This is a genomic window from Mesorhizobium sp. M0701, from assembly GCF_040320365.1.
Taxonomy (GTDB): domain Bacteria; phylum Pseudomonadota; class Alphaproteobacteria; order Rhizobiales; family Rhizobiaceae; genus Mesorhizobium.
The window spans coordinates 37,173-49,264 of the sequence record NZ_JAMYPO010000049.1; the positions used below are offsets into that span (position 1 = coordinate 37,173).

Genomic DNA, 12,092 nt, shown 5'->3' on the forward strand with positions numbered 1-12,092 from the left:
AACAGCCGTGGACTTCCGGATCGACGCGGTGCGCGCGAAATTTCCGGCTTTGTCGCTGACCGACAAGGGCCGCCGGCGCATCTATCTCGACAATCCTGCCGGCACGCAGGTGACGCAGGCGGTGGCGGACGCAGTATCGCGTTGCTTGCTGACCACCAATGCCAACCTCGGCGGCTTCTTCGAGACCACCGTTGCAGCACAAGACATCGTGGACGAGGCCCACCTGGCGATGGCGGATTTTCTCGGCGCTGCGAGCCCGCAGGAAATCATCATCGGTGCCAACATGACGACATTGACCTACCACATGTCGCGAACGCTCGGCCGCACGATGAAGCCCGGGGACGAGATCATCCTCACCCGCATGGACCATGAGGGCAACGTCTCGCCCTGGCTGCAACTGGCAGAAGACCTTGGCCTTGTCGTGCGCTGGCTGCCTTTCGACCAGCAGAGCTGGCAGATCGAGGAGGCGGCGCTCGCCGCGCTGCTTTCCGAGAGGACGCGGCTCGTCGCGCTCAACTACGCCAGCAATCTCACCGGGTCGATCAACCGGGTGAAGGCGTTGACCGGCATCGCCAGGCGGGCTGGTGCGTTGGTCTACGTCGATGCCGTCCAGTTCGCGCCGCATGGCCTGATCGACGTCCAAAACCTCGGCTGCGATTTCCTGATCTGCTCGGCTTACAAGTTCTTCGGCCCGCATATGGGAATTTTGTGGGGCAGGCTGGACGTTATCGATGCGCTTAAGCCGTATAAGTGCCGTTGCTCGTCCAATGCCTTGCCGGAGCGCTTCGAGCTTGGCACGCCGCAAATTGAATTGATGGCCGGCCTGTCGGCGGCTGTCGATTATTTTGCCGAGTTGGGCGCGGCAGCCGGCGCGCAAGGATCGCGTCGGTTGAAAATCGCCAAGGCCTTCGAAGTTTCAATCGCTTACGAGAACCCGCTGACGCGACAGCTGATCGGCGGTCTGTCGGATATTGCCGGCCTGACCATCCACGGCATCACCGATCCGAAGCGGATCAATGAGCGTGTGCCGACGGTGTCGTTCACTGTCGAAGGCATCGTGCCGGAGACGATCGTGCGGCAGATGAATGCCGAAAACATCTTCCTGTGGTCCGGCCACAACTACGCCTGGGAGATCGTCCACCAGCTCGGCATTCCGGCCGAGCAGGGGGTGGTGCGCATCGGCATCGCTCATTACAACACTTCAGCCGAAATCGACGAGACGCTGGAGAGCGTGCATCGCGTTGTCGCCATGCTGAGGCAGGAACGATCCTGAGCGGCCCTCGCGGGCGGATCATCGCTTGTGGGCGCCGCCAAAACCGGTGAGGAAGGCGGTGAGATTGTCGCCGAGCTCGTCGCAGAGATAGCCGCCTTCCTGGACGATGACCGTTGGCAGGCCGAGCCCGGCGATCACCTCGCCAATGCGCGAAAAACCAGGCGTGCTCACCGACAGCCCGCCGAACGGATCGCCTTCGAAGGCATCTAGCCCCAGCGCCACCACAAGCGCATCGGGCGAGAAGGCGTTGATGCGCTGGAACGATGCCTCCAGCGCTTCGAGGAACGCTGCATCGCCGGATTTGCGCGGCAGCGGCAGGTTGAGATTGTAGCCGAGGCCGGCGCCTTCGCCGCGCTCGTCGCCATAGCCCCAGAAAAACGGGTAGAAGCGCACCGGGTCGGCATGCAGCGACACGGTGAGCACGTCCGGCCGGGCATAGAAGATGCCTTGCGTGCCGTTGCCGTGGTGCAGGTCGACATCGAGGATCGCCACCCGCGCCGCCTGCTTGCGCAGAACCTGTGCAGCGACGGCCGAATTGTTGATGAAGCAGAAGCCGCCGGCGACATCGGCAAAGGCGTGATGGCCGGGCGGCCGGCACAGCGCATAGGCGGCCGGCGCTCCCGACATCACCGCCTCGGCGGTTTCAACCGCGCTCCAGGCGCTCCAAAGCGCGCTCTGCCACGTCTCGCTGGAGATCGGGCAGGCGGTGTCGGCCATGTGGTAGCCGGCCCGGCCGACCGCCGAGGCCGGATAGGAGCCGTTCCGCGCGATCGGATGGATATTGGGGATGACCTCGGCCGAGGCGCCCTCGATGCGCTGCCAGCGCGCGAAGATATGCTGGAGAAAATCGAGGTATTCCGGCGTATGCACCGCCGCAATCGGGCAGAGCCCGTGATCCCGCGGCCGTTCGATCGTGCAGCCGGCAGCCTTTGCGCCGGCCAACAATCGCTCGACCCGTTCCGGCCTTTCCGGATTGGGCTGCGGCGCGCCGCTTGAGAGGAACGCCTTCGGGTCGTGGCGCTTCTGTTCTTCGGCATAGAAGGCTTTCATGTTGGCTCCTCCGGTGCATCGGCGAAGGCGAAAAAGGCGTCGCCGACGGTCTTCTGCACCTGCTCGTAGCTCGACCAGGCAATGCCCAACCGTTCGTAAAAAGCCTTGGCGGTCTCGTTGTCGGTATCGACGGACAGCCTGAGATAGACGCCGCCTGCCTTCCGGCATTGCGCCGCGACCCGGCGCAGCAGGCGCTCGCCGATCCTGCCGCCACGAAAACGATCCTCGACATAGAGGTCCTGCACATAGACGCCGGGCCGTCCCATCCATGTCGAGAAGATCGGAAAATACAAGCAAAGCCCGGCAAATTCGCCACCGACTTCGGCGATCAAGGTCGAGAAGGCAGGCTTTTCGCCAAAGCCATAGGTGCGGAGATCCTGAGCTGTCGAGGTGATCTCCTGATGTGCGCCGACATGCGCGCCGAGCCGCAGGAGCGCGGCGTGGATGGTTTCGACGTCCTCAACCCGGCCGGGGCGGATGACAATGTCTCTTGACGGTGGGTTGGTCACGGCCGCATCTCAGAACGCCACGCGGTCGCCGCCCTTGAGCGCCAGCATCTGCCGCGCCTCGGCCGGCGTAGCGACGTCCAGCGACAATCCGTCGAGCACGCCGCGGATGCGGCGCACCTGGTCGGCATTGGACTTGGCGAGCTGGCGCCCGTCGTAGAGGCTGTCCTCCAGCCCGACGCGGACATTGCCGCCCATCGCCGCCGCAATCGAGATCATCGGCATCTGGTGGCGTCCGGCGGCCAGCACCGAAAACCGGTAGCTGTCGCCGAACAGTTTGTCGGCGATGCGCTTCATGTGGACCAGGTTTTCGGGATCGGCGCCGATACCACCCAATATGCCGAGCACGAATTGGATGAACAATGGTCCCGACACCAGCCCGCGGTCGCGGAAATGCGCAAGCGAATAGAGATGGCCGACATCGTAGCACTCGAATTCGAAACGCGTGCCGCAGCCGCGCCCAAGCTTTTCCAGCACCGTCTCCATATCGGCAAAGGTGTTCTTGAAGATCGTGTCACGGGTAGCCTCGAGCAGCTTCGGCTCCCATTCGTGCTGCCATTCTCGCGGCCGCTCGAGCATCGGGAACAGCGCAAAATTCATCGAACCCATATTGAGCGAACACATTTCCGGCTCGGCCCTGAGCGGCGCGGCCAGCCGCTGGTCGAGCGTCATCAGCGACGATCCGCCGGTGGTGATGTTGATCACCGCATCGGTCGCCTGCTTGATGCGCGGCAGGAACTGCATGAACACCTCGGGGTCGGCGGTCGGCCGCCCATCCTTGGGGTCGCGGGCATGAAGATGCAGGATCGAAGCGCCGGCCTCGGCGGCGGCGATCGCGTCTGCGGCGATCTGGTCCGGCGTCACTGGCAGATGCGGCGACATCGACGGGGTGTGTACCCACCCAGTAACGGCGCAAGTGATGATGACTTTGCGCGGTGCCATGGTCGCCTCAACCTTCGACCGGCAGGTCGAGCTCGCTGGCCAGCACCTCGAGCGAGTCGCCGATGATGGATACGATCTCGCCGATCTGCGCGGCGGTGACGATCATCGGCGGCGCGACCATGAAATTGTCGCCGTCGACACCGCCCTTGACCTTGCGTCCGTAGATGATCAGGCCGCGCTCGTAGGCGAGGTCGAGCAGCCGCTGGGTGGCCTTCTTTGCCGGCTCGATCGGCCTCAGAGTGTCGGGATCCGCAAGCATCTCGGCACCGGTGAGCAGGCCCTTGCCGCGGACGTCGGCGATGAACGGAAACCGCTTCGCCAATCCCTTCAGCTCGTCCATCAATAGCTCGCCCATGACAGCCGCGTTGGCGATCAGGCCGAGACGGTCCATCTCGCCGAGCACGGCGAGCCCGGCGGCGCAGGCGAGCGGATTGCCGGCATAGGTATGGCCGTGCTGGAAGCCGCCCGACGCGAGCAATGGCTGCACCAGCCGCATCGGTGCCGCCAGCGCGCCGAGCGGCGCGTAGCCAGAGCCCAGCCCCTTCGACAGCGCGACGATGTCGGGCTTGCAGTTCCAGTGGTCGCCGCCGAGGAATTTTCCGGTGCGGCCGGCACCGCTCATCACTTCGTCATGGATGAGCAGGATGCCGTAGCGATCGCAGATCTCGCGGATGCGCGGATAGTAGCTGTCCGGCGCCACCAGTGCTGCCGTGGCAGCGCCGCCGACTGGCTCCATGATGAAGGCGAGCACGCTCTGCGGTCCCTCGGCGAGAATCTTTTCCTCCAGCATGTCGGCGTAGCGGATGCCGCGCTGTTCCATCGAAAGATTGTCGCGGTCGCGCCAGGCGATGGGCGCCGGCACGGTCGGCATCATCTGCATCATCGGCACAAATGTTTCGGACAGCGCATCGTCGCCGGTAACGGCGAGCGCGCCGAGCGTGCCGCCATGATAGGAGGGAAAGCGCGAGATCACCTTCCGACGGCTGGGCTGGCCGGTGGCGACCGCCCATTGCCGCGCCAGCTTGATGCAGGATTCGGTCGCTTCCGAGCCGCCGGAGACAAAGAAGATGCGGTCCATGCCCTCGGGGAGTTTGGCCGCCAGCTGCCGCGCGAGCTCCTCTGCCGGTTCGTTCTCGAAATGCAGACGGTAAGCGAAGGTGGCGCGGTCCATCTGCCTTTTCATCGCGTCGAGCACGTTGCGATTGGAGTGGCCGATATTGGCGACCATCGGGCCGCTCGATCCGTCGATGAAGCGGCGGCCATCCTGCGTCCACATGTAGATGCCTTCGGCGCGGTCGATCAGCGGCCGGCGCAGGCTGGATAGATAAAACAGATGCGAGGCTTCGCGAGTTTCCGGGGCAGGAGACTTCAACATGTCATGGCTTTCCAAGATAGCGGTCGAGGACATTTCTGGTGACGCGCTCGACAATCGCATCCTGCCTTAGCAGGCCGGCAACCCATTCGCAGCTTCCGGCGTGAAACACCTCGCCCTTGCCGCGCCGGAAATTAACGATCATGCCGTTGCCGCGTTTGACCTTGTCGAGATTGGCATCGCTTGCCTCGCCGAACAGCGTCTCGGCGGTGAAGCGTCCGTCCTCGTCGCCGAGGAACTGGTCCTCGAACGCAATGTCGGCGCTTTCCTCGGCCTGGCTCGCCATGCCGACCGCGAGCACCTGCAGGCCGTCCGGTGCGCCGCTTATGGCTGTGGGGTAGGGCAGGCCGCCGCGGATCTCGAAATCGAGCCCGTCGACCTCGTAGCCATAGACGTGGCTGTCGGCGCCGAGCAGATCGCCATAGTAGATGCCGGTGCCGGCGAAGGCCCAATGCTCCGGCCGGTAGACCGGAAAGCCGCGTACGCCGCGTGGCGCGCAGCCGCCCCAGCCGGCATAGACGCCTCTTGTCGCGTTGAGGCCGAAGGTCGCCGCACCCGGCCGGCCGATTTCCGGCGCTTCCCAGGAATTGGTGGCGCGCCTTATATCGCCGCCGCGATAGGCCGGGTCCTCGGCGCGAGCGCGGTATTTGTAGCAGACCTGCCGGCGGCCTTCGTCCTCCAGCCTGGTCTGCCACATGAAATTGCCGGCAAAGCGCGCCGCATGACCGCCGCTCTCGACATAGGTGTCGACCGCATCGCGCATTTCCCAGGTCCAATATTCGTCGTGGCCGACGAAGACGACGCAGTCATAGCCGTCGAGAATGTCGGGCGAAAAATGCAGATCGTGCTGGCTGGCGAGATCGACGGCGTAGCCGGCACGCTCGGCGAAGCGGAAGAAATGGCTGTCGTAGCTTGCCCAGCCGGCTGAGGCGTATTTCTTCGAATGGCCGGTAGCAAAGGCCCATTCCATATGCGGATAGCGCGGCACGGTTTTCGGCGGCACGGCGACTTCGAGCGGCACGCGCGGCGCGTCCCTGGGCAGCACGACGAAGCCGCGGCACCAAGGCCGCTGCGTCGACACCATTCGTGCATATTGGTCGAGGGCCGGCCCGGTGATGCCTTCGTAATGGTTGGAACCCCCCATGTATTGTAGGCGAGCCAGGTGCCGGTGGCCGCGACCTGCAGCACGCGGCCGGGTTTCTTGCCGGGCTGCGGCGAGACGATGAAAAGGTGATGACAGCGGATCGGCTTGCCGTCGCGAGCGTCCGCTTCAAGCGTGACGCGATAGGCGCCGGACGGCCAGTCGTCGCCGATGCGAAACTCGAACGATGCTTGCCAGCCGCAGCCTTCGACCGAACATTGGTCCGGCGTATCTTGCCAGCGCGCCGCAATCCCGGTCCTTTCGAACATTGTCGTTTCCGCGCCGCCGTCGCGGATGATTGCGATGCCGAAACCGGCGGCCGTCGAACTGACATGCAGCGCCACCATCTCGCCGGGGCGATAGGAAAAACGGTCGCTGTAGCACCAGATTTCGCCGCGCCCGCCATCCATACCGGGCCATTCCCAGTAATGGCTGCGCACCGCCTGGCGTCGCTGCTCCGGCGTCAGTCCGAAATCGGGAAACTCGGTCGGCAGATGGTTCATGGACACCGCTAAGGTCGAAGGCCGCCATTTCGGCCATCCGCCGGCCAAGCGTCAATTGGAAACGATCGGGCCAGCCATTGCCGGGCTGCTCACTTGGCCTTGCCTGACAAACAGACTATCTCACAAAGGGCGGCCTTGTCCGCCACGGGAGCCGATATGCTGAGAGTGCAAAAGGTCAGGGTCAACGATATCTACGTGCCGACGGCGCGCAAGAAGACGCTGCATCCCGAGACCGTCCGCCATCTGGCCGAGGACATTCTGGAAAACGGCATGAAGATGCCGATCCAGGTGCGCCATGACGGCAAGCGCCATATCCTCGTCGAAGGGTTGCATCGGCTGGAAGCGGCCAAGTGGCTCGGCGAGACCGAGATCGACGCCTACCTGGTGCAAGCCAAGCGCCACTGAAGCCACTTATTTCCGTCGTTCGAATCGCCTGTCCCGCGGATTTTTTCGCGGACCGTGTCGGCTTGCGTCTTGTCGGTTCGTCCTAGACACGGAAGCCAAAACCGACGTGTGAGGAAACATCATGACCACCAAGCTCGACATCGCCCCCAACTCCGATCGCGAGCTGGTTCTCGCCCGCATCATCGATGCGCCGCACGAGAACGTCTATCGCTGCTGGACCGAGCCAAGGCTGTTGACGCAATGGTTCTCGCCGAAGCCGTGGATGACGCCGCGCGCCGAAATGGATGTGCGGACCGGTGGTTCCACCCTTGTCGTCATGGCCGATCCCGACGGCAAGGAGTTCCCGAATCCAGGCATCTTCCTCGAAGTCGTACCGGGCAAAAAGCTTGTCTTCACCGATGCCTATACGAAGGCGTGGGAGCCGTCCGAAAAGCCGTTCATGACGGTCGTGCTGACCTTTGAGGACGAGGGCGAGGGTAAGACCCGCTACATTGCCCGCGTCGCGCATTGGTCGGTCGCCGACCGCGAACAGCACGAAAAAATGGGTTTTCACGACGGCTGGGGCCAGTGCGCCGAACAGCTTGAGGAGGTCGCCAAGCGACTTTGATGCAAACGGGAGAGGGAGACTGACGTGTCCAGATCGGTATTTTTCGCCATATTCGCCTCGGCCGCCGCGCTATTTGCCGCGCCGGGCACCATCAACGCAGAGGAGGCCAAGCCCGCCATGACGACCGCAACCGCAACACTGCCGAAGCCGGAAAAATCCGGCCTGCTGCCGATCAACGGCCTGAACTATTATTACGCCGTCTACGGCAAGGGCGAGCCGCTGCTTCTGCTGCATGGCGGTCTCGGCACGACCGACATGTTCGCGCCGATCCTGCCGAAGCTTACCGAGAACCGCACCGTCATCGGGGTCGACCTGCAGGGCCATGGCCGTACCGCGCTCGGCGACCGGCCGCTCAGCCTGGAGGCGATGGGCGACGACATGGCGGCGATCGTCAAGGCACTCGGCTACGACAAGGTCGACGTGATGGGTTATTCGCTGGGTGGCGGCGTCGCCTTCCGCATGGCCGTGCAGCATCCCGAAACGGTGCGCCGCCTGGTGCTGGTCTCGACCGGCTATGCCGCGGACGGCTTCTATGCCGAGATGCGTGGCCAGCAGGCACAGGTCGGCGCGGCGATGGCCGACATGATGAAGGACACGCCGATGTACAAGTCCTACGTCGCGGTTGCGCCGCATCCGGAGGATTTTCCGAAACTGCTCGACCAGCTCGGCGCCTATATGCGCAAGGACTACGACTATTCGGCCGACGTGCCGAAGCTGAAAATGCCGGTGATGCTGGTGTTCGGCGACAGCGATATGTACCGGCCCGAGCACGAGATCAAGTTCTATCAGATGCTCGGCGGCGGGTTGAAGGACGCCGGCTGGATGCGCGAGAACCTGTCGCAGAACCGCCTGGCGATCCTGCCGAACCGCACCCACTACGACGTGTTCTTCGCGCCGGAACTGACAGCTGCCGCGCTGCCGTTCCTCAATGGCCAGACCAAGGTCAAGACCTGGGACGAGGTCGTCAACGAAACGAACTGACGCCCAGTCAATTGTCTGCCGGCCGTCTTCCGCGAGATGGCCGGCATTTCGCCCATGGGGCCTTGGCCCGGCGCATCGGCCAATCGTGGATCGGCCGCATCACAGCTATAGATGGCGCCATCAAAGCTTTTCAATTGACGCTGCCACGCCTATCGATAGGTATGCCGCCTATCCTCACAGGGCAGGGACGCGGGTGATGGCAAGATATCAGGGCGGGTGTTTGTGCGGCGCGGTGCGCTACCGCGCCGAGGCGGCACCGATCAATGAGCGCGTCTGCCATTGCCGGTTGTGCCAGAAGGCGCTGGGTGCCGCCTTTAACGCGCGCGTGCTGTTCCGCATCGACGATGTGACAGTCGACGGACCGCTGGCGACGGTGAATTCCTCGCCCGATCTCAAGCGCGGCTTTTGTCCCCGCTGCGGCACGACGATGTTTTCCCGACGCGATTCCGCCGGCATCATCGGCATCACCACCGGCTCCCTCGATGATCCCTCGGTGTTCAGGCCTGAGATGCATATCTGGACCGCCTCGAAGCAGCCCTGGGTGCAGATCGATGACGGCCTGCCGCAATATGAAGGCGCGCCACCTCCGGCTTGAGGTGAAATCTGGACAAAATTTAATCCAAAGCGACACGAGATAGCCGGCAAAGCGTCATTGGCGGGCCATCATTGCTGCCTATCTATTGCGTGCGGGCGGCAGTCGAGGAGGCGACGGAATGAACGACAGCATCAACACCCTGGACGAGCTCTTGAGTGATCCGATGATCAAGCTGGTGATGGAGCGCGACCGCGTGCAGCCGGCACAACTTCGCACGCTGCTCGAGGAAAAAGTCCGCCGGGTAGACGATGATGCGCCGGTCAACGATCGCTTTGTACCGCCGGCCCACCTGATGGCCACGACCTGTCACAAGCTGTGGTTGTGCAGCTAGGGTCTTGAAGCGGTCAGCCGGAATTTGCCGGCAAATAGCTGTAATGGCTGCGGAAATAAGGGAGCCTGAAGCCGAGGCGTGCATAGTTGCGGTAGGCTGGCCCGTCACGTTCGGCTCGCGGCGCCTCGATATCGGCCACGAACAGTTTTGCACCGGCCGCAAGTCCGTCGCGCACCACCGCTTCGCCGAGCATTGCATCGAGGTCGAAGCTCGGCGCCATGATGCCGGGCACCGGCGCGTCGATGCCGCTCCAGGCCATGCCGTCGGCACCGATGAACATCGAGCGCACCGCCGTCACCGCGCCGTCCCGCCGCAGCAAGTAATGCTGCCAGCCGCGTCGGCCTGCCAGCGCCAGCAACCACGGTGAGGTCGGCAACCGATATTGGCTGTCGATGAACCCGGCCCATTCCCTTGCCGTTGCCGGCGTCACCCGCTCGACCGAGACGTTCTCAGTCGGGAAAAGCGGCTCCGCTGGCAATGGCGCGGCGTCGCGAAAGATGCGTTCCCAGCCGCCCTGACGCTGCAAGCCGCGCGCCTCGAGCCAGCAGCTGAGCGTCGCCGGCTCGGTATGTGGATTGGTGTAGAACCAGGGCCTCAGAATACCGGCCTCGCGATAATGCGCCAGAAGCGCGTCGAGCCGGCTCTCGGTGGCTGCGCTATCGACACCGAAATTCTTGACGCAGTTGAAATGGATGAACGGGATCGTCGTGCAGGTGGTCCAGACGAGATCGCCATCTTCGGCGATGGCAAGGCCTTGCCTTGCGGCAAAGTCTGCCGGGGCGGCGCGATAGAGGTCGAGCCAGGCATCGACCTCGGCGCGTTCGATGGTGCGGCTGAGATCGCCAGATATCTCGTCGATCCCGATGGCGGGCGAGTGTGGCTCGGGCGGGGCTACGGGCTGCAATTCTGACAAGGCGGCGGGCTGCATGACTTCCTCCCAAGTATGGCCTTACACCGTAAGATTAGTGGAGACTAATCTCATGCCGTGAGTTGTCAAGCGGGATTGCGAGGCAGCCACGTGGCCGAACGCTGGGGGATAGCGCACCTCCGTCCGGGCCAACGTCCCGATGCAAAGCCCTAACAATTCGATTCAAACTTTGTTGGTAGTTTCTTGTTAGGAATCCAGCTTGGTTTGTCCGGCGGCGTTGTCCTGCCTTCGGTCTGTTGTGTTTTGCGTACAGGTCCAGATGCGGTTATCAGGCGTCGTCATCTTTTCGATCGCAGCGCTGTGCCTTGCCGGCTGCACGTCGACCTCCGGCGTCGATGCGCTGCAAGTGCCGTCCAGCGAGACCACCAGCTCGGTTGTGCGCCCCCCCGCGCCGGTGGCATCTGCTGCGAAAACTGATGCTGCGCCCGCCTTCGCGGAACAGGAGCAGGACGAACAGCCGGTCGCTACATTGGAGCCCGACCAAAGCATCGATCCGCCGGCCGAGGTCATCGCGCTGATGTCACCGCCGAAGCGGCTGACACGCGCAGCACCGGCGATGCTTGCCGAGCCGGTCACGCGCTATGGTTTTCGCGATGCCAAGCCGATCAATTTCGGCAAGGCATCCTCGCCGAGGCGTCTCGCCGTCCACGGCGTCGACGTTTCGCGCTGGCAGGGCAATGTGAACTGGGGAAAGCTGCGTGCCCAGGGCGCCAACTTCGCCTATATCAAGGCCACCGACGGGGGCGACCATCTCGACCCGATGTTCACCAGAAACTGGCGCAGTGCCGACGCCGCCGGCCTCAAGCGCGGCGCCTATCACTTCTTCTATTGGTGCCGCACTGCCGGCGAGCAGGCCGATTGGTTCATCCGCAACGTGCCGCGGGTCGAGGGTGCGCTGCCGCCGGTGATCGACGTCGAGTGGAACGGCGACTCCAGCTGCAAGCGGCGCCCGTCGCGGCAAAAGGTGCTGGAAAAGATGCAGGTGTTCATGGACAGGCTGGAGCGCCATTACGGCCAGCGCCCGATCATCTACACCGCGCCCGACTTCTACCGTGACAATCTCAGGGGCGCCTTCCCCGATTATCCGTTCTGGCTGCGCGCCGTGGCCGCGCACCCGTCAAAGGTCTATCCCGATCGCAAATGGCTGTTCTGGCAGTACTCCGGCTCCGGCCTGTCGCACGGGGTGAGGGGCCGCATCGACCTCAACGTGTTCCGTGGCGATGAGCGCGCCTGGCGCGACTGGACTGGCGGACGGCAGATGGTGGCCGAGGCGGAATGAGGGCGGTCGCGCCTATTCCAGCTTTGGTGGATTTAGCCGAAGCCTCTCCGCGGTCGTCATCCTAGGGCGGAGCAGGAGCGAAGCGACGTCGCGCAGACCCTAGGATCCATATGTGGACGGCGCCCTGCCTGCAACGGTTGTTTTGCGTCGTTTTCGATCGCTTGCGTCCATATGTCCGG

General features: G+C 63.7%; 12 protein-coding genes and 1 pseudogene. 7 read left to right on the forward strand and 6 right to left on the reverse strand.

What is annotated here, in order from left to right; translation table 11 throughout:
* Window positions 1-7 precede the first annotated feature (7 nt).
* On the forward strand, window positions 8-1,273 hold the full coding sequence (locus tag NKI24_RS30575) for a cysteine desulfurase-like protein (RefSeq protein ID WP_352750209.1): 1,266 nt from the start codon (window positions 8-10) through the stop codon (window positions 1,271-1,273).
* A gap of 18 nt (window positions 1,274-1,291) precedes the next feature.
* Here the strand turns inward: NKI24_RS30575 and NKI24_RS30580 are convergent, their stop codons facing one another.
* The 5 genes and pseudogenes from NKI24_RS30580 to NKI24_RS30600 form a co-directional block, all read right to left on the reverse strand.
* Window positions 1,292-2,323, reverse strand: a complete 1,032-nt coding sequence (locus tag NKI24_RS30580; RefSeq protein WP_352750210.1) for a histone deacetylase family protein — start codon at window positions 2,321-2,323, stop codon at window positions 1,292-1,294.
* The gene (locus NKI24_RS30585; protein WP_352750211.1) at window positions 2,320-2,832 is read right to left on the reverse strand and encodes a GNAT family N-acetyltransferase; all 513 of its coding nucleotides are present in this window, start codon (window positions 2,830-2,832) and stop codon (window positions 2,320-2,322) included. The genes NKI24_RS30580 and NKI24_RS30585 overlap by 4 nt, the downstream gene beginning before the upstream one ends.
* Window positions 2,833-2,841: 9 nt before the next feature.
* A complete protein-coding gene (gene kce, locus NKI24_RS30590) occupies window positions 2,842-3,771 on the reverse strand; it encodes a 3,5-dioxohexanoate:acetyl-CoA acetone transferase (RefSeq protein ID WP_352750212.1) in 930 nt (309 codons plus the stop codon).
* A 7-nt stretch (window positions 3,772-3,778) separates the two neighbouring features.
* The gene (locus tag NKI24_RS30595; RefSeq protein WP_352750213.1) at window positions 3,779-5,146 is read right to left on the reverse strand and encodes an aminotransferase family protein; all 1,368 of its coding nucleotides are present in this window, start codon (window positions 5,144-5,146) and stop codon (window positions 3,779-3,781) included.
* Window position 5,147: 1 nt separating this feature from the next.
* Window positions 5,148-6,787: pseudogene (locus tag NKI24_RS30600) on the reverse strand (N,N-dimethylformamidase beta subunit family domain-containing protein).
* Between the two features lie 156 nt (window positions 6,788-6,943).
* Between NKI24_RS30600 and NKI24_RS30605 the strand changes: the two are divergent.
* The 5 genes from NKI24_RS30605 to NKI24_RS30625 all read left to right on the forward strand — a co-directional run bounded on the left by NKI24_RS30605 (window position 6,944) and on the right by NKI24_RS30625 (window position 9,706).
* Window positions 6,944-7,192, forward strand: a complete 249-nt coding sequence (locus tag NKI24_RS30605) for a ParB N-terminal domain-containing protein (protein ID WP_023674751.1) — start codon at window positions 6,944-6,946, stop codon at window positions 7,190-7,192.
* A gap of 121 nt (window positions 7,193-7,313) precedes the next feature.
* Window positions 7,314-7,799, forward strand: coding sequence for an SRPBCC family protein (locus NKI24_RS30610; protein WP_352750214.1), 486 nt, complete (start codon window positions 7,314-7,316; stop codon window positions 7,797-7,799).
* A 24-nt stretch (window positions 7,800-7,823) separates the two neighbouring features.
* Entirely contained in the window at window positions 7,824-8,780 is a 957-nt protein-coding gene (locus NKI24_RS30615) for an alpha/beta fold hydrolase (RefSeq protein ID WP_352750215.1), read from the forward strand.
* Between the two features lie 196 nt (window positions 8,781-8,976).
* Window positions 8,977-9,375: a GFA family protein gene (locus tag NKI24_RS30620; RefSeq protein WP_023674754.1), complete on the forward strand. Its 399-nt coding sequence runs from the start codon at window positions 8,977-8,979 to the stop codon at window positions 9,373-9,375.
* Window positions 9,376-9,493: 118 nt separating this feature from the next.
* A complete protein-coding gene (locus tag NKI24_RS30625) occupies window positions 9,494-9,706 on the forward strand; it encodes a hypothetical protein (RefSeq protein ID WP_023674755.1) in 213 nt (70 codons plus the stop codon).
* Window positions 9,707-9,719: 13 nt separating this feature from the next.
* Here the strand turns inward: NKI24_RS30625 and NKI24_RS30630 are convergent, their stop codons facing one another.
* Window positions 9,720-10,634: a hypothetical protein gene (locus NKI24_RS30630; protein ID WP_352750216.1), complete on the reverse strand. Its 915-nt coding sequence runs from the start codon at window positions 10,632-10,634 to the stop codon at window positions 9,720-9,722.
* A 259-nt stretch (window positions 10,635-10,893) separates the two neighbouring features.
* Between NKI24_RS30630 and NKI24_RS30635 the strand changes: the two genes are divergently transcribed.
* Window positions 10,894-11,913 carry a GH25 family lysozyme gene (locus NKI24_RS30635; RefSeq protein WP_352750217.1) on the forward strand — a complete coding sequence of 340 codons (1,020 nt, stop codon included), beginning with the start codon at window positions 10,894-10,896 and terminating at the stop codon, window positions 11,911-11,913.
* The last annotated feature ends 179 nt before the right edge of the window (window positions 11,914-12,092 follow it).

Coding starts and splice junctions, on each gene's coding strand:
- NKI24_RS30580 (WP_352750210.1), bottom strand. CDS start 2,323: ATGAAAGCCTTCTATGCCGAAGAACAGAAGCGCCACGACCCGAAGGCG.
- kce (WP_352750212.1), bottom strand. CDS start 3,771: ATGGCACCGCGCAAAGTCATCATCACTTGCGCCGTTACTGGGTGGGTA.
- NKI24_RS30595 (WP_352750213.1), bottom strand. CDS start 5,146: ATGTTGAAGTCTCCTGCCCCGGAAACTCGCGAAGCCTCGCATCTGTTT.
- NKI24_RS30605 (WP_023674751.1), top strand. CDS start 6,944: ATGCTGAGAGTGCAAAAGGTCAGGGTCAACGATATCTACGTGCCGACG.
- NKI24_RS30610 (WP_352750214.1), top strand. CDS start 7,314: ATGACCACCAAGCTCGACATCGCCCCCAACTCCGATCGCGAGCTGGTT.
- NKI24_RS30620 (WP_023674754.1), top strand. CDS start 8,977: ATGGCAAGATATCAGGGCGGGTGTTTGTGCGGCGCGGTGCGCTACCGC.
- NKI24_RS30625 (WP_023674755.1), top strand. CDS start 9,494: ATGAACGACAGCATCAACACCCTGGACGAGCTCTTGAGTGATCCGATG.
- NKI24_RS30630 (WP_352750216.1), bottom strand. CDS start 10,634: ATGCAGCCCGCCGCCTTGTCAGAATTGCAGCCCGTAGCCCCGCCCGAG.
- NKI24_RS30635 (WP_352750217.1), top strand. CDS start 10,894: ATGCGGTTATCAGGCGTCGTCATCTTTTCGATCGCAGCGCTGTGCCTT.